Below are 24023 nucleotides of genomic sequence, written 5' to 3' on the forward strand. Positions count from 1 at the left end.
ATGGACGACTTCGAGGAGTACGAGGACACTCCGGCCGATCCCCGCGACCCCGGCGACACGTTCCTCCACGAGAGGGCCGTCTACCACTCCGACCTGGGCGGCGACCACCGGGAACGCTTCGCCGGCCTGCCCGTCGTGGACGCCGACAGCACCATGATGGTCCGGCCCGACCAGGTCGCCTGGCTCGTGACCGACGAGACCGGCTTCGGCTTCGACGACGACAAGGACGACACGGCCCTGGCCGACGAACTGGACTTCCTGCTGCGCCGGGTGAACCCCGCCCAGGTGACCGCCCTCGCCGTCACCGGCCACGGCGCCGCCAACGCGCCGCGGCTGCTGGCGCGGCACGCCCCGCGGCTGACCCGGCTGCGCTCGGTGTTCCTCGGGTTCATCGAGCCCGAGCACTGGGAGATCTCCTGGATCCGGCACGGCGACCTCACGCCGCTGCTGGAGGCGTATCCGAAGCTGGAGCGGCTGGAGGTGCGCGGCTCGCAGGGGCTGCGGCTGGAGCCGGTCACCCACGAGCATCTCAGGGTGCTGCGCTTCGAGTCGGGCGGGCTGCCCGGCTCCGTCGTCAGGGCGGTCGGCGCCTGCGCGTTCCCCGCGCTGGAGCACCTGGAGCTGTGGCTCGGCGTCGAGCAGTACGGCGGCGACTCGACGGCCGCCGACCTGGACGGCATCCTGTCGGGCGCCGGGCTGCCCGCGCTGAAGCGGCTCGGGCTGCGCGACGGCGAGCGCATGGACGAGGTGGCCGCGGCCGTGGCCGTCGCTCCCGTGGCCGGGCGGCTGGAGGAGCTCAGCCTCGGCATGGGGACGCTCACGGACCGGGGCGCGGAGGCGCTGCTCAGCGGGCAGCCGCTGACCCACCTGCGGGTGCTCGACCTGCGCCACCACTTCCTCGGCGACGACATGATGCGGCGCGTGCGGGACGCGCTGCCCGGGGTGGCCGTCGATCTGGACGAGCAGTGGCGCCCCGAGGACGACGGCTGGATGTACGTGGCGGTGAGCGAGTGACGGTGCGTTTCGCCGTGGTGGGGACGCCTGGGGATCGGCGGGTCACGCTGTTCCGCGACGCCGTGCTCGCCCGCGGCCTCGCGGAACCGCACGTCATCGCCTGGCGCGACGTGCTGGCCGGACGTGAACTCGCCACACCCCAGGGTGTGCTGCTGCGCGTCGACTCGCCCGGCGAGGACGCGCAGGCCGACGCGCTGCTGCGCGGCCCGGGTGAGCCGTCGCGGGTCGGCGGCGGCGCCGCCTGGTACCGGGCGTTCACCGCCGGGCTGGCGCGGGTCGCGGCCATCCCGGGAGTGCGGCTGCTGGGCGACGTGGGCGAGATCGGGGTGATGTTCGACAAGCGGCGCTGCCACGCGGTGCTGTCGCGGGCCGGGGTGCCGGTGCCCGAGGGGTTCTCCGCCGGTTCGTACGAGGAGCTGCGGGACGGGATGACCGCACGCCGGTGGGCCCGCGTGTTCGTCAAGCCCGCGCACGGTTCGTCCGCGTCCGGCGTGATCGCCTTTCAGGCCCATGCCGGACGGGTCCACGCCGCCACGTCGGCCACCTGGGCCGGCGGGGCGTGGTGCAACGCGCTGCGCGTCAGGGCCGTGACGGACGAGGCGGAGGTGCGGCGGCTGGTGGACCACCTGGCTCCCGACGGGCTGCACGTCGAGCGGTGGTTCCCGAAGGCGGCCACCGGCGGGCGGACGTTCGACCTGCGGGTGGTGACCGTGGCGGGCCGGCCCACGCACGCCGTCGTGCGGACCAGCCGCAGCCCGATGACGAACCTGCACCTCGGCGGGGCGCGCGGCGATCTGGAGACGGTGCGGGGGCGGGCCGGGCTGTGGGAGCGGGTGCTGGAGGCGGCCTCGCGGGCGGCCGGGTGCTTTCCGAGGAGTCTGAGCACGGGGGTGGATGTGATGGTGGGCGCTGACTGGCGGTCGGTGGCCGTGGCCGAGGTCAACGCGTTCGGGGACCTGCTGCCTGGGTTGGGGGATTTTTCGGGACATGGGCGTGACACGTACGCCGAACAGGTCGAGGCGGTGCTGACCCGCGCATGGACATGAACACCGTCGTGGGCAGCCACGACATCCTTCTCATCACGCTCGACACCCTGCGCTACGACGTGGCGGCCGCGCAGGCCGAGGCCGGGCTGCTGCCGAACCTCCTGCCACCCGGCGTCCGCTGGGAGCGGCGGCACAGCCCCGGCAGCTTCACCTACGCCTCCCACGCCGCCCTCTTCGCCGGTTTCCTGCCCACCCCCGTCGCCCCGGGGCCACACCCCCGGCTGTTCGCGGCGACGTTCCCCGGCAGCGAGACCACGGCGGCGGGCACGTGGGTGTTCGACGCGCCCGACCTGCCCACGGGGCTCGCGCGGGCGGGCTACCACACGGTGTGCATCGGCGGCGTCGGCTTCTTCAACAAGCTGACCCCGCTCGGGTCGGCGCTGCCCGGCCTGTTCGCCGAGAGCCACTGGGAGCCGGAGTTCGGCGTCACGAACCCCGCCTCGCTGGAGCACCAGATCGACCGCGCCGCCGAGGTGCTGGCGCGCGTGCCGGGGCCGGTCCTGCTCTTCGTCAACGTCTCGGCCCTGCACCAGCCGAACCACTTCTACCTGCCGGGATCCACCGGCGACTCGCTGGACAGCCACGCCGCCGCCCTGCGCTACGTGGACAGTCACATCGGCCGGCTCTACGCGCTGATGCGCCGCCGACGGCCCTGCCTGACCATCGTCTGCTCCGACCACGGCACGGCGTACGGCGAGGACGGGCACGTCGGCCACCGGATCGGCCACGAGGTGGTCTGGACGGTCCCCTACACCCACTTCGTCCTGGAGAGCCATGCGGCCGTATGAGAGTTATGTCTACGCCTATCCGCACAAGACGGCGTACCGGCCGCTCGACCCCCGCCCGCGGCTGAAGGAGGTCTGGGCGGGCGAACGGCCCGGCGCCCTGTACGTGCACATCCCGTTCTGCGAGATGCGCTGCGGCTTCTGCAACCTGTTCACCCGCACCGGCGCGCCCGAGGAGCTCGTCACGGCCTACCTCGACGCCCTCGAACGGCAGGCCGAGCAGGCCCGCGAGGCGTTGCAGGAGACCGGCTTCGCCACGGCCGCGTTCGGCGGCGGGACGCCCACGTACCTCAGCGCCCGCGAGCTGACTCGCCTGTTCGACCTGACCGAGCGCACGATGGGCGTGGACCTGGCGCGCGTCCCGCTGTCCGTGGAGACCTCGCCCGCCACCGCCACCCCCGACCGCCTGTCCGTGCTGGCCGAGCGTGGCACGTCGCGGATCTCCATCGGCGTGCAGAGCTTCGTGCCCGAGGAGGCCCGCTCGGCCGTACGCCCGCAGAAGCGCGCCGAGGTGGACGCGGCGCTCGACGCCATCAGGGCCTCCGGCGTGCCCGTGCTGAACATCGACCTGATCTACGGCATCGACGGCCAGACGCCCAGGTCGTGGCTGTACTCGCTGGACACGGCGCTCGGCTGGCGGCCCGAGGAGCTCTACCTCTACCCGCTGTACGTCCGGCCGCTGACCGGGCTCGGCAAGCAGGGCAGGGCATGGGACGACCAGCGCCTGGAGCTGTACAGGACGGGGCGCGACCACCTGCTGGCCGCCGGGTACGAGCAGGTGTCGATGCGCATGTTCCGCCTGCCCGGTTCCTCCGGCTCCACCGGCTACTGCTGCCAGACCGACGGCATGGTGGGCCTGGGCTGCGGCGCCCGGTCGTACACCAGCGGCCTGCACTACTCCTTCGACTACGCCGTCGGCGCCCGCCACGTCCGCTCGATCATCGACGACTACGTCGCCCAGACCGACTTCACCACCGCGAACGTCGGCTTCGCGCTCTCCCCCGCCGAGCGCGGGCGCCGCCACCTCATCCAGTCGCTGCTGCAGGCCGAGGGCCTGTCACGGCCCCTGTACGCCGCTCGCTTCGGCTCCGACGTCCTGGCCGACTTCCCCCTCCTGGACTCCTTCGGCGACTGGCTCACGGTCACGGACACCACCATCGCCCTCACCCCCGAGGGCCTTGCCCACTCCGACGCGATCGGCCCGGCCCTGTTCTCGCCGCGGGTGCGGGCGCTCATGGACGGGTACCAGGCATGCTGACCATCCTCTACCGCGGCCCCCTCGCGAGCTGCGACTACGACTGCGCCTACTGCCCGTTCGCCAAGCGCCGCGACACGCCCGAGCAGCTCCGCGCCGACCGGGCCGCGCTGGAACGGTTCACCGGCTGGGTGGCCGGGCGGGACTTCGAGGTGTCGATCCTGTTCACGCCGTGGGGCGAGGGGCTGGTCAGATCGTGGTACCGGCGGGCCATCGTGGAGCTGTCCGGGCTGCCGCACGTCGCGAAAGTCGTCATCCAGACGAACCTGAGCTGCCGTACGGACTGGCTCGCGCAGGCCACGGACCGGGCCGCGCTGTGGGTGACCTACCACCCGACGCAGGTGCCCTACGAACGGTTCCTGGCCAAGGTGCGCTCGCTGCCCGTCCGGCACAGCGTCGGCATCGTCGGCGACCCCGCGCACCTGCCGCACGCCCGGCGGCTGCGCGCCGACCTGCCACCGGAGACGTACGTGTGGGTCAACGCCGAGGAGGGCCGCCTCTACACCGACGCCGAGGCCGCCGAGTGGGCGGCCATCGACCCCCTGTTCGCCCACAGCCGCTTCCCGCACGCCAGCGCGGGCCTGCCCTGCCGCACCGGCGACAGCGTGATCTCGGTGAACGGCGACGGCACCGTCCGCCGCTGCCACTTCGTCCCCGAGGTGCTGGGCAACCTGTACGACGGCTCCTACCTGCCCGCCCTGCGACCCCGGCCCTGCCCGGCCACGGCCTGCGACTGCCACATCGGCTACGTGCACCTGGAGCCCCTCGCCCTCTACGACGTCTTCGCCGGCGGCATCCTGGAACGCATCCCCCGCATGCCGTAAGTCTCACCGAACCTTTCGACCTGTCATCGGCGTCGGTAACGGGCGAGAGGAGTCGTATTGGATCGCAACGACAGCTTCCGCGAGTTCGTCGCGGGTCATCAGCAGGCGCTGATGCGTACCGCGTACCTGCTCACCGGCGACCCGCACCTGGCCGAGGACCTGCTGCAGAGCGTGCTGCTCAAGGTGCTGCGGCGCTGGTCCGGGCTGTCGCGCGTGGAACACCCCGAGGCGTACGCGCGCAAGGCACTGGTGAACCAGTACATCTCGTGGCGGCGGATGCGCAGGACGACGGCCGAGCTGTCCTCCGCCGCGCCGCCCGAGCGGCCGTACTCCAGTGAGGACTCCACACTCGTCCGGGTCGTGATGCGTCAGGCGCTGCTGCGGCTGCCGCCCCGCCAGCGGGCGGTGATCGTGCTGCGTTACTACGAGGACCGCACGGAACGGGAGACCGCCGAGCTGCTGAGCTGCTCGGTCGGGACGGTCAAGAGCCAGGCCCACTACGCGCTGGCCAAGTTGCGCGAGCTGGCGCCGGACCTGGCGCCGAAGCTCGCCGAGCTGGAATCCGACGTCCGGGAGGGACAGCGATGACCTGGTTGCGGGACGTGCTGGTCGACCTGGCCGAGGATTCTCCCCGGGTGGACCTGGCCGAACGGACGATCATGATCAGGGACCGCCGGCGGCGTACGGCGATCTCGCTGGTCGCGGCGGCGATGGTGGTGGTCACGGCGCTGGGCGCGACGCTGGCCGCGCGGCTGCTGCCGCCCGGGCCCGACGACGCCGCCTCGGTGACCGACCTGCCGGCGAAGGGGGTGGGGCCGCTGAGTCACGCGGTCAAGACGTACTGCACGCCCAAGAGCGGGCCGGCGCCCGAGGACTGCCAGGACGGGGAGTGGCGGCTGGTCACGCGGGACGGGAGGACGTACCGCGTGCCGGACGCGCTGCCCAGCCTCGTGCCCCGCCGGATGGGGCTGCGCGACAGCCCGCTGGCGATCAGCCGGGACGGCGGCAAGATCGCCTACTACGGGGAGGAGGAGGACACGTTCGTGGTGCGCGACCTGGCCTCGGGCAGGCGGACGACCGCTCCGGCCAAGGTGCCCAAGGACTGGTTGTACAGCATGACGCGGCTGATGTTGTCCGACGACGGCCGCTTCCTCGTCTTCATGAAGAACCCGATCTTCAAGGACCCGGGGCTGATCTTCGACCTGCGTGAGCGGGCCGTCCGCGAGCTGCCCAACGGCTGGGTCCCCGCCGGCCTGTCACCGGACGGCGGCACCCTCACGCTCTCCCAGTACGCGCCCAGGTCGATGCTGCGCACGATCCCCGGGCTGTGGACGACCCCGGGCGACGGCACCTCGGTCAAGCTGCCGCAGGACTACCACTTCAGCCCCCTGGCGCCCGACGGGCGGAGCATCGCGGTCATCGAGAACATCTTCGCCGGCGACCACACCTGCCCCCGGCCGGGCGGCCTGGCCCTGCTGGACAGCCGTACCGGCGAGAAACTCAGGTCCGTCACCGTGCGAGGCATGGACGCGGGCGTCACCAGTGTCTCCCTGCGCGCGTGGCTCGGGCCGGAGGAGGTGACGGTCCTGACCGAGTCCGTCCGGTGCAACACGGAGGCCGAGGACCAGGAGCCCGACGAGGAGTTCGACCCGCCCTACCGGACGATGACCGCCTACGCGGTGAACGTCGAGACCGGCCGGGCCAGGAAGCTCGCCACGTACACCGCCCAGGACTTCCGCCAGCTCGTCCTGCCCGGCGCGCCGGGAAAGCTGTGACGTCAGGTCTCGCGCTGCGGCCGGTACTCCTCCTCGGCGAGCCCGAACGTCCACGCCACCCCCTCCCGCGCCCGCCGCACCCACGGCGGCACCCGCAGGAAGTAGGTGCGGCTGGTGCCGTCGGGCTCGGGGGTGGAGTTGACCACCTCCACCATGGCCAGCGGCTCGTCGCCGGGCAGCTCGATCCGCCACAGCACCCCGGTCTCGTCGGACTGCATCGGCTTGGCGCCCGACTCGGCCAGGTAGCGCTCCATGCCGAAGTGCTCCAGCATGGCGCGGCGCAGCTCGGCGTTGGCCTCCTCACGGATGCGCTCCGGGGTGAGGCCGGTCATCGTGGCGCCGAAGTCGGGCGGGACGGGCATGCCGTGCCAGGCGTGCAGGGCGAAGCCGTCGGCGTAGGACAGGGCGGGGCCGTCGGCGCGGTGCAGGCGGCCCAGGTCGTCGAGGTGCAGCTCGACGGGGCGTTCGGTGATGATGGCGAGCCGTTCGTACGGCCACCACCAGCCCGCCTGCTCGGCGACCCGCTTGAGCCCGCCGAGCCCACCGACCCCGCCCAGTCCGTCGACCCCGCCGAGCCCCTCGACGCCGCCGAGCCCCTCGACCCCGCCGAGCCCGTCGACCCCGCCGAGCCCGTCGAACGCTGACAGCCAGGGCGCGTCGTGCTGGCCGAGCACGGCGTCGATCGTCACCCGCCGCAGGCTCTCGCCTTCCTGGTCGGCTCCCCGGTCGCGCCCCGTCGCGCCCTGGCCCGAGCCCGGCAGGTCCCAGCGGGAGCCCGCGCCGTCCCTGGCGGAGCCTGCGACGCGCCCCGCACCCCAGTCGGCGATGGCGCGGCGGATGTCGCTGACGAGCCGCTCGACCTGGGGCCACAACCGGCCGCCCGTCTCGCCCCAGAGCTGCGCCCAACCGGCGGGCCCCAGTTCGGCGTACGTGGCCGCCCTGGCCCGCTCCCACGGCGCGGTACGGATCGTGTCCCGCACCGACCGCCCGGGGTCGCCACCATCCAGCACGGCCCGCGCCGCCGGACCCGCCCAATCCAGCCGGGTCCGCACCACACGATCGCCCTGCCCCGACGCCTGCCCCGACGCCTGCTCTGAAGCCTGCTCTGAAGCCTGCCCCGAAGCTTGGCCCAGGGCCTGCCCCGACGCCCGCTCAAGCCGGGGTCGCCTCAAGCTCGCCCGGATCGCGTCGTCACCCGTCAGCCAAGCCGCCACGATCGCCCCGGCCAGCGGCGACGGCAGCACGAGCACCTGCTCGGGCTCGGCCAGCCCCGCCTCACGGTACGCCTGCCGCACCGCCTCCTCGGCCCCCGCACCCGGCCCCGTGGCGAGGGCGACCCGCTCCCACGTCATGGTGTCCATCAGTCGGCCACCACCCGGTACGAGCCGGGCACGTACTCGCGCTGCCGCACCACGCGATACCAGCCCTTCGGCAGCGAGATCGCGTCGTGCTCCTCGTGCACGAGCCTGCCGCCCTCGGGCAGGTGCAGGAAGCCGCGCGCCAGCGTGCCAGGCCCGGGGATCGCGTGGACGTGCCCGGTGGCCTCGCCGTGCGCGAGCACCAGCCGCCCGCGGGCGTCGCGCGGCTCGGGCCGCAGCCCGCCGGGGACGGACTCCTCGGGGACGGGCACGATCAGGATGTCGCCCTGTCGGTACATCGACCAACCTCCATCGATCGGGGGATGATCGAAAGCTAGCGACGGCCACCGACAGAAACACGCCGAGCGCCCCTCAGCGCCCCCAGGGGCCGGACGCCGCCCCTTCAGCACCCCCCGAGCCGGACGCCGCCCCTCAGCACCCCCCGAGCCGGACGCCGCCCCGGCGCCCCTCAGCGCTCCTCACGGTTCGCGTAGCCGCTCGTACTGGAGTATCCGGCCGCGTTGGTGGCCGTGACGGAGGTCCACGGCCACGCGTACGGCACCCACGCGCTTTCGAGCCGCCCCGCCGAGTGCCGTTCGAGAGCCACCACCGCCCCACCCGGCTCGAACCGCAACGACCCGCCCTGGAGGTGGTATCCCTCGACGAGCACACCGGGCCGCCCGTCCCGGGCCTGCGGAACGGCGTTCACGATGATCGGCTGCTGCCACCCGGCCGCGATGTCGTCGGCCAGCGACGGGGTGTCGTAGCGGGCCTGGCAGGTGAAGAAGGGATCCCACCCGTACGAGATGATCTTGACGGGGTGCGGCCCCGACGCCATGACCTGCTGGTCGAGCCGCGCCTTGCTGGCGCGCCCGCGCGGCGGCAGCGGGTCGGCCCGGCCGCACTCGCCCGCGGCGGGCGAGGGTTCGAAGCCTTCGACGTTCACCCACAGCTCGACCCCTTCGGGCACCCGCCCGGCGGCGGCCTCGACGTACGCGCTGGTGGGCCCGTAGTACGCCTGCGCGTTGGTGACGTCACCCACGACGGGCACCAGCCGCGGCGCCACCTTGGCATCGTCCTCCCCCGGCCCGTGCACCGGCACCTTGCCCGTGCCGCGCCCGTCCTGGACGGCGACCGCCATGGGCAGGCCTGCCCGGGTGCCGGCGATGTCGGCGAGCCCCTCCGCGACCTGCGACGGCGGGAAGCCGCGGCCTCGGCGGGCGTCGATGTACGGGCTGACCACGATCCTCTTGCCCGGCAGCACGGCGGCGACCACGGCGTGCTGGGCGGTGTACAGGGAGATGATCGGGTCGCGGTCCGCCCGCGCCCGCATGGCCAGCTCGAAGGACTGGTACACCCCGCCGAACGCGGACAGCCCCGCGAACCGGGTGCGGTAGTCGGCCAGCACCCGGGCGGTGAACGCGTTGAGCGCGGCGGTGTGGGCGGCGTCGGGCTCCCACGGCTTGTCCTCCCGCTGCGAGGCGGCGGGCAGGCCGGGGTAGACGGTCATCCCGTACGCACTGGCCTCCCGCATCAGGTTGCCCAGCCCGTCGCCGTCGGTGGAGGCGAGCACGAGGTCGTGCTCGGCGGCGGCGCAGGACTCGGCGAGGGTGAGCCGGAAGAAGGTGCGCCCGCCGCTCTCGATGCGCCGGTCGATGCCGGGGCAGCGCAGCATGCCGGGCCCGAACTCCTCGCCGGTCATGTACGTGTACACCTGCCGGACGCGCTGCCCCGGCACCTCTGCGCAGGGCCTGCCGTCCACCTGGCAGTCGGGGAAGTCGGGGTCCTGGCGGGCGTTGAAGCGGGGCCCGAAGGTGATGAGCGTGTCGCCGCCGATGGCGTGGACGGCCTCGACCATGCGCTGGGTGACGCACCGGTCGGCGCGCGGGATCACCCAGTAGCCGGTGACGGCGTAGGGCGCCGCGACCCTGGTGTCACGTGCCGGGCACTCCTCGGGCACGGGCTCGGGATCGTCGGGGATGACCATGCCCACCACGAAGGCGACCGCCACGACCAGCCACAGGATCCGGTGCACCCACGCCCCTTCCACGCCTGGCCTCCAGCCTACGCGGCGACCCCGCCGCAGGCAGTCACGATCTGATCGCGGAGAATGACATCATGCGGATCGATCTCAGCGGTAAGACCGCGCTGGTCACGGGCTCGACTCAGGGAATCGGCGCGGCGATCGCCACCGGGCTGGCGCGGGCGGGGGCTCGCGTGGGCGTCAACGGCCGCAGCGAGGAGTCGGTGGCGGCGGCCATCGAGCGGATGGCCATCGAGCGGATCGACGACGAGCGGATCGACGTCGAGCGGGACGGCGGCGAGCGGGACGGCGGCGAGCGGGACGGCGGCGACCTGGTGGCGGCGCCCGGCGACGTCTCGACGGAGGAGGGCTGCGAGCGGGTCCTGGGCGCGCTCCCGCACGTGGACATCCTGGTGAACAACCTGGGCATCTTCGGCGCCAGGCCGGCGCTGGAGATCGAGGACGCCGAGTGGCGGCGCTACTTCGAGGTCAACGTGCTGGCGGCGGTGCGGCTGACGCGCGCGTACCTGCCGGGGATGCGGGAGCGCGGCTGGGGCCGGATCCAGTACATCGCGAGCGACTCGGCGGTGGTCGTGCCGAAGGAGATGATCCACTACGGCATGACGAAGACGGCGCTGCTGGCGGTCTCCAGGGGGTTCGCCAAGGAGGCCGCGGGCAGCGGGGTCACGGTCAACTCGGTGATCGCGGGCCCGACGCACACCGGGGGCGTGGAGGACTTCGTCTACCAGCTCGTGGACAGGGAGCTGCCGTGGGAGGAGGCGCAGCGCGAGTTCATGCGGCTGCACCGGCCGCAGTCGCTGCTGCAGCGCCTGATCGAGCCGGCGGAGATCGCGAATCTGGTGGTCTACCTGAGCTCTCCGTTCGCTTCCGCGACGACGGGCGCGGCGGTGCGGGTGGACGGCGGCTACGTGGACGCGATTCTGCCCTGACCAGGGGCTACAGATAGGGGTCAACCACAAAGGCAACAGCGTTCACAGAAGCCTCACAAGTACTCTTTTCAGGTCCATACAGATCATGTTAGAAGGGAGGGAAGCAGAGAGGACCGGGCACAGTGACGGTGATTCTCGACGGCATCTCCGTTCGGCAGCGCGGAGAGACCTGGCTCGACGACATAAACCTCGAATTATCCGACGGAATGACCACCCTCATCGGCCCGATGACGGCGGGAAAGACGACGTTGATGCGCGTCGTCGCCGGTTTGCTGAGCCCCGATTCCGGCCGGGTGCTGGTCAACGGAGAAGATGTCACGAAAATCTCCGTGCGAAAACGTTCGGTCGCTTTCGTCTATCAGCAATTCATCAATTATCCCTCGCTGACCGTCTACGAGAACATCGCCTCCCCGCTCCGCCTCGACCCCCGCTTCCGCCGCGCCGGCTTGGACCGCCGGGTGCGCGAGGTGGCCGAGCTGATGGACATCGCGGGCCTGCTGGATCGCCGCCCGTCGGAGCTGTCGGGCGGGCAGCAGCAGCGCACCGCCATCGCCCGCGCGCTGGCCCGTCCCGTGGACGTGTTGCTGCTCGACGAGCCGCTCGCCAACCTCGACTTCAAGCTGCGCGAGCAGTTGCGCGCCGACCTGAAGACCATGTTCGCCGGCTCCTCCGGCGTGGTGCTCTACTCGACCGCCGACCCCGGCGAGGCGCTCACGTTCGCCGCGCCGACCGTGGTCCTGGGCGAGGGCCGGGTGCAGCATGTCGGCGAGGTCGCCGACATGTACGCGCACCCGCCCACCCTCGCGGTGGCGGCCACGCTCAGCGATCCCCCGCTCAACCTGCTGCCCGGCGTCGTCCGCGACGGCCGGATCGAGCTGCTCGGCACGTCCTTCCCCGCGCCGCGCGCCCACGCCTCCGGTCACACGGTGATGCTGGGCGTGCGCCCGCACCAGGTGACGATCGAGCGGGACGGCCCCGGCGCGCTGGAGCTGCCGGCCGAGATCAGGCTTGCGGAGGTGACGGGCAGCGCGACGTTCCTGCACCTGCTCCTCCAGGGCGGCCGTCACCTGGTCGCCCACCTGCCGGGCACGCAGCTCTTCACCCCGGGCGAGCCCACGGTCGCGTACGTGGACCCCGCGCACGTCTTCGTCTTCGACGAGGCCGGCGGACGCCTGCTGGCCACCAGCGCCGCGGAGGTGGACCTGCATGGCTGACATCCGGCTGGAAGGCGTCGGCCACAGCTACGACGGCGGCAGGACGTGGGCGGTCAAGCCGATGACGTGGACCTGGCGCAGCTCGCGCGCGTACGCGCTGCTGGGCCCGAGCGGCTGCGGCAAGACGACGCTGCTGAACATCATCTCCGGCCTGATCACGCCCACCGAGGGCCGGATCTTCTTCGACGACCGCGACGTCACCGAGGTCTCCACCAGGGGCCGCGACATCGCGCAGGTCTTCCAGTTCCCCGTCCTGTACGAGGAGATGTCGGTCTACGACAACCTCGCCTTCCCGCTCAGGAACAGGAAGGTCCCCAAGCCGGAGGTGGACCGGCGGGTCAGGCAGGTGTCCCGGCTCCTCGGCCTCGACCAGGTGCTGAGCCGCAGGTCCCGCAGGCTGGACGCGGGGCGCCAGCAGATCGTCAGCCTGGGCCGCGGCCTGGTCCGCTCCCAGGTGGCCGCCGTCCTGCTCGACGAGCCGCTGACCGTGGTGGATCCGGCGCTGAAGTGGACGCTGCGCAGCAAGCTCAAGGAGATCCACCGCGACACCGGCCACACGCTGATCTACGTGACCCACGACCAGACGGAGGCCCTGACGTTCGCCGACGAGGTGGTGGTGCTCAACGACGGCGCGATCGTGCAGGCGGGCGAGCCGTCGGAGCTGTTCCTGTCGCCGTCGCACGAGTTCGTCGGCCACTTCATCGGCTCGCCCGGCATGAACATGCTGCCCGCCGAGATCGCCGGGGACGTCGTGCGCGTCGGCCAGGAGGACGTGGGCAGGGTCGGGGAGCCCCTGCCGCCCGGCCCCGTGCGCATCGGGGTGCGGCCCGAGTTCGTCCGGATCACCCGGGCGGGCACCTCGCCCGGCGTGCCCGCGCGGGTGACCGCGATCGACCGGATGGGCGCCTACGACCTGGTCCACACCCTGGTCGGCGAGCACCAGGTGATCGCCAAGGCCGAGGCGGGCTCCGCCTACCGGCCGGACGCGGTCGAGTTCCTGCACTTCCCCGCCGACCGCACGTTCCTGTTCCGCGACGAGGTCAGGTGCGGCTCCCTCGCGCCGCTGAACGGAAGGGGCCAGGCGTGACCGTCGTAGGCAGCCAGGTGAGCGGCGAGGTCGTCGCCCCCGAGACGCCCGTGGAGGAGGAGCAGCCACAGGCGCCGCCCAAGCGCAGGAACAACCGGGCCTGGTTACTGGTCGTGCCGGTCGTGGTGTCGGTGGCGTTCACCGCCGTGATCCCGCTGATGACCGTGGTGAACTACTCGGTGCAGGACGTCTTCAGCCCCACCGACCGGGTCTTCGTCGGCCTGGAGTGGTTCCAGGCGATCTCCCGCGACCCCGAGGTGCGCGCGGCGCTGGTGCGCACGCTGCTGTTCTCGCTGCAGGTGCTGCTGCTGGAGATCCCGCTGGGCGTGGCGCTGGCCGTGGTGATGCCGCGCAGGGGCGTGGGGGTGTCGGTGGCGCTGGTGCTGGTCGCGCTGCCGCTGCTCATCCCGTGGAACGTGGTGGGCACCATCTGGCAGATCTTCGCCCGCGGCGACATCGGGCTGGGCGGCTGGACGATCAACAACGTGCTGGGCGTCAACTTCAACTACACGCTGGACTCCACGGACGCCTGGATCACGGTCCTGCTCATGGACGTGTGGCACTGGACGCCGCTGGTGGCGCTGCTGGCGTACGCGGGGCTGCGCTCGATCCCCGAGCCGTACTTCCAGGCCGCGCAGATCGACGGCGCCTCGGCGTGGGCCACCTTCCGGCACATCCAGCTCCCCCGGCTGCGGGGCGTGCTGACGATCGCGATCCTGCTCAGGTTCATGGACAGCCTCATGATCTACACCGAGCCGTTCGTGGTGACGGGCGGCGGGCCGGGCAACGCCACCTCGTTCCTCAGCATCCTGCTGTCGAAGATCGCGGTCGGCCAGTTCGACGTGGGGCCCGCGGCGGCGTTCTCGCTGCTCTACTTCCTGATCGTGCAGGTCATCTGCTACGTCTTCTTCACCGTGCTCACCAGGTCGGGGAGGTGAGCGGCATGACCAGGAAGCTGCCCTGGGGACGCACGGTCTTCTGGCTGTACGTGGCCACGCTCATGCTGCCGCTGCTGTGGATGTTCGGCATGTCGATCCGGCCGAACGAGGACATCCTCGGCAGTTTCTCGCTCATTCCGCAACGCGTGACGTTCGACAACTACGTCACTTTCTTCACCGACTCCGCCTGGTATTCGAGCTACCTGAACTCCATCATCTACACCTCGATGAACGCGGTGATGTCGCTCACCGTGGCGCTGCCCGCCGCGTACGCGTTCTCGCGGTTCCGTTTCGCCGGCGACAAGCATCTGTTCTTCTGGCTGCTGACCAATCGCATGGCGCCGGCCGCGGTATTCCTGCTGCCGTTCTTCCAGATTTACCAGAGCGTCGGCCTGTTCGACACGCATCTCGGCGTGGCGATCGCGCACATGCTGTTCAACGTTCCGCTCGCGGTGTGGATCCTCGAAGGATTCATGTCCGGGATTCCCCGGGAAATAGACGAGACCGCCGCCATCGACGGTTATTCGCTGCCGCGCTTCTTCATCCGGATCTTCCTGCCGATGATCCGCTCGGCGATCGGCGTGACGCTGTTCTTCTGCTTCATGTTCAGCTGGGTCGAGCTGCTCATCGCCAGGACGATCACCTCGGTGGACGCCAAGCCGATCGCGGCCACCATGACGCGGACGGTGAGCGCGGCGGGCGTCGACTGGGGCCTGCTGGCCACGGCGGGCGTGCTCACCATCGTGCCCGGCGCCATCGTCATCTGGTTCGTCCGCAACTACATCGCCAAGGGCTTCGCCCTGGGGAGGGTCTAGCGATGCTCGACTGGATGGTCTGGACCGTCCCCACCGCCCTGGTGTTCGCCGGGCTTGCCCTCCTGCTGATCGTCATGGCGGTCTGGGCGCACGTCTCCCCTCCCGTGGCCAGGCGGGGCTTCCTGCGCATCGAGACCGACCGCGGCGACCGGCTCTACATCGGCCTGATCAGCGCCGCCGTCGTGCTGGCCGGCTGGATCGCGATCACCGACCTGTCCATGTGGCTCGCGCTCGGCTGCGCGGTGCTGGTGGCGGTCGTGATCGGCATTTGGGGCTAACAGAAGAAGGAGCTGACCATGAGGCATCGGACACGCAGGTCCGCGGCCGTGGGCATGGCCGCCGTCGCCCTCATTGCGGCCGGCTGCACACAGAGCGCGCAGAAACCGGCGAGCGACTTCAAGGAGGCCGACGGCAAGGCCGCGGCCCAGAGGTGGGTGTCGGAGCAGTTCACGCCGAGCACGCTGAGCAAGGATCAGCAGCTCGCCGAGATGGACTGGTTCATCAAGGCCGCGGCGCCGTACCGGGGCATGCAGATCAACGTGGTCTCCGAGACGATCACCACGCACGAGTACGAGTCGCAGCAGCTCGCCAAGGCGTTCGCCGAGATCACCGGGATCAGGATCAAGCACGACCTGATCCAGGAGGGCGACGTCGTCGAGAAGCTCCAGACGCAGATCCAGGGCAACCAGAACATCTACGACGCCTACGTCAACGACTCCGACCTGATCGGCACCCACTCGCGCGGCGACTACGTGGTGCCGCTGTCGGACTACATGGCAGGCGAGGGCAGGAACGTCACCTCGCCCACCCTCGACCTGGACGACTTCATCGGCATCAGCTTCACCACCGGCCCGGACAAGAAGATCTACCAGCTCCCCGACCAGCAATTCGCCAACCTCTACTGGTTCCGCTACGACTGGTTCACCGACCCGGAGATCAAGAAGCAGTTCAAGGCCGCGTACGGCTACGACCTCGGCGTCCCGGTCAACTGGGCGGCCTACGAGGACATCGCCGACTTCTTCACCAGCAAGGTCAACGGCAACGGCACCATCGACGGCAAGAAGGTCTACGGCCACATGGACTACGGCCGCAAGGACCCGTCGCTGGGCTGGCGCTTCACCGACGCCTGGCTGTCGATGGCCGGCAACGGCGACCCCGGCATCCCCAACGGCCTGCCGGTGGACGACTGGGGCATCAGGGTGGAGAACTGCCGCCCGGTCGGCTCGTCGGTCACCCGCGGCGGCGACACCAACGGCCCCGCCTCCGTCTACGCGCTGACGAAGTACGTGGACTGGATGAAGAAGTACGCGCCCCGCGAGGCGGCGGGCATGAACTTCAGCGAGGCGGGCCCGGTGCCCGCGCAGGGCAACATCGCCCAGCAGATCTTCTGGTACACCTCGTTCACGGCCGACATGACCAAGGAGGGCCTGCCGGTCGTCAACAGCGACGGCACGCCCAAGTGGCGGATCGCGCCGAGCCCGCACGGCTCGTACTGGAAGACCGGCAACAAGCTGGGCTACCAGGACGCCGGCTCGTGGACGCTGCTGAAGAGCACGCCGCAGGACCGCAGGGCGGCGGCGTGGCTGTACGCGCAGTTCGTGACGTCGAAGACGGTGTCGCTGAAGAAGTCGATCGTCGGCCTGACGTTCATCCGCGACTCCGACATCAAGAGCCAGTACTTCTCGGAGAACGCCAAGAAGTACGGCGGCCTGATCGAGTTCTACAACTCCCCCGCCCGCAAGCAGTGGACGCCGACCGGCACGAACGTGCCCGACTACCCGAAGCTGGCCCAGCTCTGGTGGCAGAACGTGGCCACCGCCGTGACCGGCGAGACCACGCCGCAGCAGTCGATGGACAACCTGGCCAGGCAGCAGGACGAGATCCTCTCCCGGCTGGAGCGGCTCTCCCGCGAGAAGCAGGGCTACGGCGGGCAGTGCGCGCCCAAGCTGAACCAGGAACGCCCCGCCCAGTACTGGCTCGACCAGCCGGGCGCCCCGGCGCCGAAGCTGGCCGACGAGCGGGGCAAGCCGGAGACGCTCGACTACGACAAGCTGATCGCCACCTGGAAGCAGGGCGGCTAGGGACGAGCGAGGTGCGCGGCGAGCCAGTCGAAGGCCCGTTCCTGCATGGGCACGTCGAAGCTGTGCGGCACGTCGGCGAAGACGGCCTCGTAGGCGCCGGGGGCGTCGCGGTACCGCTCTGCTATGAGGGCGTGGGCGCGGCGCATCCCGGCCTCGGGGAACAGCTCGTCGCGCATCGCGTACTGCACCATGAGCGGCTCGGGGGCGCGGGCGGCCATCAGGTCCGGGTAGTCGCCCAGCCTCGGCAGGCCGGGCGGCCAGAGCATCCAGGTGTGCCGCTCGACGTGCCCGCCGAGCATGTCGCGGTAGGAGGAGGCCATCGCGGCGACGACGACCGCGCGCACGTCGGGGTCGAACGCGCCGAGCAGCGCCGCCCGCAGGCCGCCGCCCGACAGGCCGGCGCAGCCGACGGCGCCGACGTCGGGGCGTGAGCGCAGGTAGGCCGCCGCCGCCAGGTCCTCACCCGCGACGACGCCCGCGAACGAGGTGCCGAGGACGGCGCAGTGCTTGGCCACGACGTGCTCGTGCGCTCTGGCCGCCAGGTCATAACGGTCCGCCTGGCTGAGGGACGCGCCCGTCCGGCTGAGGGGCGCGTCCGCCTGGCTGAGGGACGCGCCCGTCCGGCTGAGGGGCGCGTCCGCCTGGCTGAGGGGCGCGTCCGGGGCGTCCCCACGCAGCGCCTCGCCGGGCGGCCCCTCAGCGGTCTCCAGGGGGAAGCGGCGGCTGCCCCAGACGAACACGTCGTGCGCGAGCACCACGAAGCCGCGCCTGGCCAGCGCGTTGGCGAAGGCCCGGCCGCCGTAGATGTCGTCGCGCAGCCGCCGCACCTCGGGCGACGGCCCCTCGGGGCCGTCGGCGATCTTCTCCTTGCCGGCGTACTTCATCCCGGCGTGGCAGTGCAGCGCCACCACGCCGGGCAGCGGCCCGTCCGCGTCGCGCGGTTTGAGCAGGTACGCCCGCGTGCGCGGCCCGAACCCCACCGACCACGACAGCTCTTCGCCGTACAGGTCGCCGTCGGTCCAGGTGCGCTCGACGCGGACGCCGGCTGCGGCGAGGTCGAGCACCCCGATGGCCTGCCTGGCCGCCGCGCGCAGCTCGGGCCCGGGCAGGACCGGGTAGAGCCCGAGCTGCGCCGCGGCGATCCCGGCCAGCTCAGAGAACACGCGTGCCGTCGTCGGTCAGGCGCACGGGAGCCCCGGTACGGGCGGAGACGTTGGCCGCGTGGCCGGTCAGCACGCTGCGGATGCCGTCGCGGTAACCGGCCTGCCGGGCCAGCGGGTCGTCGCCGGGGCCGCGGAAGACGTCGTTCAGCAGCAGGCGGTCGCCGCCGCCGTGCCCGCCCGCCCCCGACTCGATCGGCACCTCCTCCGGCTCGCTCCAGTGCCGGCGCAGCAGAAGCCGCTCCGACGAGCCGGACGCGTGCTCCTTGGAGGCCGCGCTGGGGTCGACGGCGGCGTGCGGGGGCGTCCACTCCCGCTCCACCACGTCCAGCTCCAGCCGCCCCGCCGTGCCGTTGAACGCCACCCGGTAACCCTCCCAGGGGGCGTGGGCGTGCAGCGAGTACGTCATGACGGCCCGGTTGGCGTAGCGCACCATGACCGACATGTTGTCGTCGATGGTGATGCCCTCGCCGAACACGTCCTGGTCGCGGATGTAGCCGTCCTCGTGCTCGGCGTCCAGGTAGAGCCGCTTGAGCCGCTCGTCCCTGGCGATGTCGAGCAGGAACGGGTCCGTGCCGAGCCCGGGCGCGCCGTGCGCGCGCCCGGGGCGGCCGGTCAGGCCCCGCTTCGCGGCGTTCTGCGCGCCGTAGAAGCGCAGATCGGTCTGGGCGAAGACGAGCTCGGGCGCCGCGTCCAGCCACCAGTTGACCAGGTCGAAGTGGTGGGTGGACTTGTGCACGAGCAGCCCGCCCGAGCCGGCCCTGTCGCGGTGCCAGCGGCGGAAGTAGTCGGCGCCGTGGATGGTGTCGAGCATCCACTCGAAGTGCACCGAGGTGACCTCGCCGATGGCGCCGTCCTGGAGGACGCGGCGCACGGCGGAGTTGCGGGGCGAGTACCGGTAGTTGAACGTGACGATCAGCTTGCCGGTGCTGCGCTCCGCGGCGGCGGCGATGGCCGCGCAGCCGTCGGCGTCGATCGTGAGCGGCTTCTCCACGATGACGTCGCGGCCCGCGTCGAGCGCCGCGCACACGTACGGCGCGTGGGCGGCGTCGATGGTGGTGACGATGACCGCGTCGGCGAGCTCGAGCACCTTGCCGAACTCATCGGGGGCGAAGCACGGCACCTGCCGGCCGATCCGCTCGACGTAGTAGTCCATGCGGGTCCGGTTGGTGTCGCACAGGGCGACGATGGTGCCGGCGTCGCGCCACTCCCCGAGCAGCGCGTCGACGTACATCTGCGCGCGGTGCCCGAGCCCGGCGAACGCGTACCTCATGCCTCTCCTCAGAACCTGGGTCAGCCCGCGATGGAGGCGTTGACCTCGGTGATCAGCTTCTGCGCCGCCTCGTCGGGCGTCATGCGGCCGAACATGACCTCCTCGGAGTAGCGGGTGATGATGTCCTCCGTGGCGCTGGAGCCCTTCGGCGGGGCGGCCGGCGGGTCGGACAGCTCGCTCTTGTTCTCCTCAAGGAAGGTGAGCGTCTTCTGGTCGGCCTCGGGGAGCTTGTCACGGACGGCGGCCAGCACCTTGGAGCTGGCCGGCAGGCCGCGGTCGCTGAGGATGATCGCGCCCGCCTCGGGGTCGTTGATCATGTAGTCGATGAACTTCGCGGCCTCGGCGGCATGCTCGGTCTTGGAGGAGGCGCTGTAGAACATGGCCGGCTGCGTGAACATGCCGCCCACCGTGGCGCCCTTGATCTTCGGCATCCGCAGCAGGTCGAGCTGCTGGCCCGACGCCTTGGTGGCCGCGCCGAGCTGGTTGCTCCACCACATGCCCATGGAGCCGGTGTTGGTGCCGAGCAGCGACTGGTCGATGCTGGTGGCGCCGATCTCGGCGCTCTTGGCCGCGTCCGGCGCGCCCTTGCCCTTGATCAGGCTCTGCATGATCGCCCACCATTCCTTGATGGTCTCCGGCGTCACGCCCAGCTTGTTGCCGCTGTAGAACTGCTCGCCCTTCTGGGTGGCGTAGATCTGCAGGTAGGCGGGGTTCCAGCTGAGCTGCGTGCCGATGACCTTGCCGCCGCTGCCGGCGGTGACCTTGTTGGCCAGGGTGACGTAGTCCTCCCACGACCAGGCCTTGTCGTCGGGCAGCTCGGCCTTGGACTGCTCGACCAGCGCCTTGTTGACGATCAGGGAGAAGGCGTTGACGCCGGTGGGGATGGCGTACTGCTTGCCGTCGATGGCGCCGGTGGCCAGCACCTTGGCGTCGATGTCACCGGTGTTGACCTTGCCGGTCACGTCGGCCAGCGTGCCGCGGTCGGCGTACTCGCGCAGGCCGCGGATCTCCAGGCTCATGACGTCGGGCGCGTCGCTGCCCGCGACCTTGGTGGACAGCGTCTCGTAGTAGCTGGCCCAGTCCGAGAACTCGCCCTCGACGTCGATCGTCGGGTTCTTGGCCTCGAACTTCTTGATGGCCTCTTCGGTCATCTTCTGCCGCGCGTCACTGCCCCAGTAGGAGAAGCGCAGCTTGATCTTGCCGTCGGCGGTCTCTCCGCCGCCGCTGCCGCTGCCGCAGGCCGCGGTGACCGCCAGCACAGCGGTGGCGAGCAGTGCCGCCGACCACATCTTCTTGCCAGAGCTCACGGCTCTACCTCCTATGGGTGTTCACTGTTGGGGGGTGGAGGATCTACTTCAGGCCCGTGGTGGCGACACCACGGATCAGGTATTTCTGGCCGGCCAGGAAGAACCCGAAGATGGGGCCGAGCGCGATGATCGACATGGCGAACATCGGGCCCCACGACGAATCGCTGCTGGCGTCCAGGAACGTGCGCAACGCTACCGGTACGGTGAAGTTGTCGGGGTTGTTGAGATACAGGAGCTGACTGAGGAAGTCGTTCCATGTCCAGATGAACGTGAAGATCGCGGTGGTGGCCAGCGCCGGCATGCACAGCGGCATGACGACCCTGATGTAGATGCGCCAGTAGCCCGCGCCGTCGATCTCCGCCGCCTCGTCCAGCTCGCGCGGCAGGGTGCGGATGAACTGCACCATGAGGAAGATGAAGAACGCGTCGGTGGCCAGGATCTTCGGCGTCACCAGCGGCCAGATCGTGTTGATCAGGCCGAGCTCGGAGAACATGATGTACTGCGGCACGATCGTCACGTGGTGCGGCAGCATGATGGTGCCGAGCATGATCGCGAACCAGAACTTCTTCAGCGGGAAGTTCAGCCGGGCGAACGCGTAGGCGGCCAGCGAGCAGGCCACCAGGTTCGCCACCACCGAGATGGCGGTGACGACCGCGGAGTTCCACAGGTAGTAACCGAAGGGGTGCTTGAGCGCGTACCAGCCCTCGGTGTAGTTCTCGAAGGTGACCTGGCTGGGCAGCAGGCCGGGCTCGCGGAAGATCAGCTCCTCCGGCTTGAGGGAGCTGGAGATCATCCACAGCAGCGGATAGAGCATGACCAGGCCGAAGCCGATCAGCAGGATGTGCTTGGCCACCCGTCCGCCCCTGAACGGGCGGAACAGGACCGGGACCGGCCTACTTGGTGTCGCCATAGAAGACCCAATACTTGGAAGCGAGGAAGTTCACCCCGGTGAGCCCGGCGATGATGATCAGCAGGACCCACGCCATCGCGGCGGCGTAGCCCATGTCGTAGTTCTTGAACCCCTCAAGGTAGAGGTAGAGCGTGTAGAACAGCGTGGAGTCGGCGGGGCCGCCCCTGCCGCCACTGACGATGAACGCCTGCGTGAACGACTGGAACGACTTGATGAGCTCCAGCACGAGGTTGAAGAAGATGATCGGGGTGAGCAGCGGGATCGTGATCGACTTGAACTGCCGCCACTTGCTCGCGCCGTCCACGGAGGCGGCCTCGTAGTAGCTGCTGGGAATCTGCCGGAGGCCGGCCAGGAAGATGATCATCGGGGCGCCGAACGTCCACACGTGCAGGAGGATCAGCGTGCCCAGCGCGTAGTCGGGGTGCCCCACCCAGCCGGGCCCCTCGATGCCGAACATCGCGAGCACCGCGTTGACCAGGCCGTCCGCGCCGAACACCTTCCGCCACAGGATCGCGATCGCGACGCTGCCGCCGAGCAGCGAGGGCAGGTAGAAGACCGAGCGGTAGAACGACAGGCCGCGCAGTCCGCGGTCGAGCACCAGGGCCAGCCCCAGGGCGAAGGCGAGCTGCAGGGGGACGGAGACGATCACGTACACCGTGGTCACCCACAGCGAGTTCATGAACCGCTCGTCCTCGGTGAACATCTTGACGTAGTTGTCGAACCCGACCCACTTGGCCTCCTCCAGGAGGCTGTAGTCGGTGAACGACAGGTACAGGGAGGCGAAGATCGGGCCGATCGTGATGACGAGCAGGCCGACGAACCATGGGGCCAGGAAGAGGTAGGCGGCCCGTGCCTCCCGGCGGGACCGTTTCGTGGAGCGGTGGCCGCCGCGGACGGGCTGGGGCACCGCGCGCTCGGGTTTCACCGCCACCGAAACTTCAGTCATCACGGACCTTCCGGCGAGAAGTGAATGGATAGCGCTTTCCTATAGCTGGCAGGAAAGTTCCGTCAACCCTTTGCAGGCGTTACATAGCCGTTACCGATATATCGTCACGACGTTTTCCCAGGTAGAGAGGGTGTGCCGTCAATAAGTCTGATGAATTACGATCCGGTTTAGTACAACCGTTTGCAGACGCAGAGCTATCACGAAACTACCGTGGAGCTGCGGTGGAGTCCCTGATCACCAGCCGGGTCTCCAGCGAGGTGGTCGCACTGACCTCCTGGATGAGCAGATCGACCGCCAGCCGCCCCGCCGCGGCCGTCGGCATGGCCACGGTGGTGAGCTTCGGCCGGTTCAGCCGGCCCGGCACGATGTCGTCTATCCCGACCACGCTCATGTCCTCCGGCACGCTCAGCCCGAGGTCGCCGAGCCCCTCGATGAGCCCGATGGCCACCAGGTCGTTGTAGGCCAGCACGCCCGTCACCCCCGAGTCGCGCACCCGGGCCGCCGCGGCGAACCCGCCCCGCTCGGTGGGCGCGTTCGGGCCGATGACGACCAGCTCGACACCCGGCACCTGCTCGGCGGCCGTACGGATCTCGGCGCTCGTCCACGACCCCGCGGGCCCCGACACCAGCGCCACCTTCTTGTGCCCCAGCCCCGCCAGGTGCTCGACGGCCAGCCTGGCGCCGTGCCCGACGTCCATCAGGACCGTCGCCGCGCCTCGCAGGCGCCGGTTGATCACCACGAACGGCACCCGCTCCGCCAGCCGCTCCAGCGCCTTGTTCGACGAGCGCGGGCTGCACAGCACCACGCCGTCCACCTGCTTGGAGAAGGCCTGGATCAGCTCCTCCTCGGCCGCCGGCTCCTCGTCGGTGTCGGCCACGAACAGGTGGTAGTCGCGCTGGCGGGCCGCCGAGTGCGCCGCCTTGATCAGCGGCGGGAAGAACGGGTTGGCGATGTCGGCCACGATCAGGCCCAGATTGTGGGTACGCCCGGTCGTGAGCGCCCTGGCCGCCCGGTTGGGCCGGTAACCGAGCTCCTCGGCCACGGTGAGCACCCTGGAGCGGGTGGCGGCGTTCACCATGTGCGGCGCGGAGAACGTCCGGGACACCGTCGAGACATGCACTCCGGAGGCCCTGGCCACATCACGAATCGTCACTGTCACAGTCGCACACCCTAACGCAACCGCTTGCAGAACCCATGAGTACGATGAAAGCGCTTGCCGCACGCCCATGACTCGGAAGTCCCTAGGAACCCCCAGCTAGACG

Annotated in this window: 23 protein-coding genes; 14 read left to right on the forward strand and 9 right to left on the reverse strand. The window is 70.6% G+C overall.

Translation table 11 applies throughout. From position 1 onward, the window contains the following. From FXF51_RS46030 to FXF51_RS46060, 7 genes are read left to right on the forward strand one after another with little or no spacing between them, the layout of a single operon-like run. The gene (locus FXF51_RS46030; RefSeq protein ID WP_148441138.1) at positions 1-1014 is read left to right on the forward strand and encodes an STM4015 family protein; all 1014 of its coding nucleotides are present in this window, start codon (positions 1-3) and stop codon (positions 1012-1014) included. Next, positions 1011-2060, forward strand: a complete 1050-nt coding sequence (locus FXF51_RS46035; protein WP_316247671.1) for an STM4014 family protein — start codon at positions 1011-1013, stop codon at positions 2058-2060. Before FXF51_RS46030 ends, FXF51_RS46035 begins: the two co-directional genes overlap by 4 nt. Beyond that, entirely contained in the window at positions 2057-2848 is a 792-nt protein-coding gene (locus tag FXF51_RS46040) for an STM4013/SEN3800 family hydrolase (RefSeq protein ID WP_148441139.1), read from the forward strand. Before FXF51_RS46035 ends, FXF51_RS46040 begins: the two co-directional genes overlap by 4 nt. Then, entirely contained in the window at positions 2835-4103 is a 1269-nt protein-coding gene (locus FXF51_RS46045) for an STM4012 family radical SAM protein (protein WP_148441140.1), read from the forward strand. Before FXF51_RS46040 ends, FXF51_RS46045 begins: the two co-directional genes overlap by 14 nt. Beyond that, on the forward strand, positions 4097-4924 hold the full coding sequence (locus FXF51_RS46050) for an STM4011 family radical SAM protein (RefSeq protein ID WP_148441141.1): 828 nt from the start codon (positions 4097-4099) through the stop codon (positions 4922-4924). Before FXF51_RS46045 ends, FXF51_RS46050 begins: the two co-directional genes overlap by 7 nt. Before the next feature lie 57 nt (positions 4925-4981). Next, positions 4982-5512 (forward strand): SigE family RNA polymerase sigma factor, encoded by a 531-nt coding sequence (locus tag FXF51_RS46055; protein WP_148441142.1) that lies wholly within the window; start codon positions 4982-4984, stop codon positions 5510-5512. After that, the gene (locus FXF51_RS46060; RefSeq protein WP_148441143.1) at positions 5509-6699 is read left to right on the forward strand and encodes a hypothetical protein; all 1191 of its coding nucleotides are present in this window, start codon (positions 5509-5511) and stop codon (positions 6697-6699) included. Before FXF51_RS46055 ends, FXF51_RS46060 begins: the two co-directional genes overlap by 4 nt. A 2-nt stretch (positions 6700-6701) precedes the next feature. Here FXF51_RS46060 and FXF51_RS46065 read toward each other — a convergent pair whose 3' ends face one another. The 3 genes from FXF51_RS46065 to FXF51_RS46075 all read right to left on the reverse strand — a co-directional run bounded on the left by FXF51_RS46065 (position 6702) and on the right by FXF51_RS46075 (position 10107). Then, complete coding sequence (locus tag FXF51_RS46065; RefSeq protein WP_222871774.1) at positions 6702-8060, reverse strand: DUF6745 domain-containing protein; 1359 nt, start codon at positions 8058-8060, stop codon at positions 6702-6704. Beyond that, a complete protein-coding gene (locus FXF51_RS46070; RefSeq protein ID WP_148441144.1) occupies positions 8060-8356 on the reverse strand; it encodes a hypothetical protein in 297 nt (98 codons plus the stop codon). The genes FXF51_RS46065 and FXF51_RS46070 overlap by 1 nt, the downstream gene beginning before the upstream one ends. Before the next feature lie 170 nt (positions 8357-8526). Then, the gene (locus tag FXF51_RS46075) at positions 8527-10107 is read right to left on the reverse strand and encodes a DUF4434 domain-containing protein (RefSeq protein ID WP_148441145.1); all 1581 of its coding nucleotides are present in this window, start codon (positions 10105-10107) and stop codon (positions 8527-8529) included. Positions 10108-10175: 68 nt separating this feature from the next. Between FXF51_RS46075 and FXF51_RS46080 the strand changes: the two genes are divergently transcribed. The 7 genes from FXF51_RS46080 to FXF51_RS46110 all read left to right on the forward strand — a co-directional run bounded on the left by FXF51_RS46080 (position 10176) and on the right by FXF51_RS46110 (position 17165). Then, positions 10176-11030, forward strand: coding sequence for an SDR family NAD(P)-dependent oxidoreductase (locus tag FXF51_RS46080; protein WP_148441146.1), 855 nt, complete (start codon positions 10176-10178; stop codon positions 11028-11030). 128 nt (positions 11031-11158) lie between these two features. Continuing rightward, on the forward strand, positions 11159-12244 hold the full coding sequence (locus tag FXF51_RS46085) for an ABC transporter ATP-binding protein (RefSeq protein ID WP_262380285.1): 1086 nt from the start codon (positions 11159-11161) through the stop codon (positions 12242-12244). Further along, on the forward strand, positions 12237-13331 hold the full coding sequence (locus tag FXF51_RS46090; protein WP_148441148.1) for an ABC transporter ATP-binding protein: 1095 nt from the start codon (positions 12237-12239) through the stop codon (positions 13329-13331). The genes FXF51_RS46085 and FXF51_RS46090 overlap by 8 nt, the downstream gene beginning before the upstream one ends. Then, positions 13328-14269: a carbohydrate ABC transporter permease gene (locus FXF51_RS46095; RefSeq protein WP_222871775.1), complete on the forward strand. Its 942-nt coding sequence runs from the start codon at positions 13328-13330 to the stop codon at positions 14267-14269. Before FXF51_RS46090 ends, FXF51_RS46095 begins: the two co-directional genes overlap by 4 nt. A gap of 62 nt (positions 14270-14331) precedes the next feature. Next, positions 14332-15084 (forward strand): carbohydrate ABC transporter permease, encoded by a 753-nt coding sequence (locus tag FXF51_RS46100; protein WP_411268430.1) that lies wholly within the window; start codon positions 14332-14334, stop codon positions 15082-15084. A 2-nt stretch (positions 15085-15086) separates the two neighbouring features. Further along, complete coding sequence (locus tag FXF51_RS46105; protein WP_148441150.1) at positions 15087-15362, forward strand: DUF2160 domain-containing protein; 276 nt, start codon at positions 15087-15089, stop codon at positions 15360-15362. 18 nt (positions 15363-15380) lie between these two features. After that, positions 15381-17165: an ABC transporter substrate-binding protein gene (locus FXF51_RS46110; RefSeq protein ID WP_148441151.1), complete on the forward strand. Its 1785-nt coding sequence runs from the start codon at positions 15381-15383 to the stop codon at positions 17163-17165. Here the strand turns inward: FXF51_RS46110 and FXF51_RS46115 are convergent. The 6 genes from FXF51_RS46115 to FXF51_RS46140 all read right to left on the reverse strand — a co-directional run bounded on the left by FXF51_RS46115 (position 17162) and on the right by FXF51_RS46140 (position 23920). Then, complete coding sequence (locus FXF51_RS46115; protein WP_148441152.1) at positions 17162-18328, reverse strand: acetylesterase; 1167 nt, start codon at positions 18326-18328, stop codon at positions 17162-17164. The genes FXF51_RS46110 and FXF51_RS46115 overlap by 4 nt on opposite strands. Then, positions 18318-19598, reverse strand: a complete 1281-nt coding sequence (locus FXF51_RS46120) for a Gfo/Idh/MocA family protein (protein WP_148441153.1) — start codon at positions 19596-19598, stop codon at positions 18318-18320. Before FXF51_RS46120 ends, FXF51_RS46115 begins: the two co-directional genes overlap by 11 nt. Positions 19599-19618: 20 nt before the next feature. Then, positions 19619-20905 carry an extracellular solute-binding protein gene (locus FXF51_RS46125; RefSeq protein WP_148441154.1) on the reverse strand — a complete coding sequence of 429 codons (1287 nt, stop codon included), beginning with the start codon at positions 20903-20905 and terminating at the stop codon, positions 19619-19621. A gap of 43 nt (positions 20906-20948) precedes the next feature. Next, positions 20949-21815 carry a carbohydrate ABC transporter permease gene (locus tag FXF51_RS46130; protein WP_148441155.1) on the reverse strand — a complete coding sequence of 289 codons (867 nt, stop codon included), beginning with the start codon at positions 21813-21815 and terminating at the stop codon, positions 20949-20951. Further along, positions 21799-22761 (reverse strand): carbohydrate ABC transporter permease, encoded by a 963-nt coding sequence (locus FXF51_RS46135; protein ID WP_148441156.1) that lies wholly within the window; start codon positions 22759-22761, stop codon positions 21799-21801. Before FXF51_RS46135 ends, FXF51_RS46130 begins: the two co-directional genes overlap by 17 nt. A 205-nt stretch (positions 22762-22966) precedes the next feature. Beyond that, positions 22967-23920: a LacI family DNA-binding transcriptional regulator gene (locus FXF51_RS46140; RefSeq protein ID WP_148441157.1), complete on the reverse strand. Its 954-nt coding sequence runs from the start codon at positions 23918-23920 to the stop codon at positions 22967-22969. Between the last annotated feature and the right edge of the window lie 103 nt (positions 23921-24023).

The sequence above is a fragment of the Nonomuraea sp. PA05 genome (genome assembly GCF_008086045.1).
In the GTDB taxonomy this organism is placed as follows: domain Bacteria; phylum Actinomycetota; class Actinomycetes; order Streptosporangiales; family Streptosporangiaceae; genus Nonomuraea; species Nonomuraea monospora.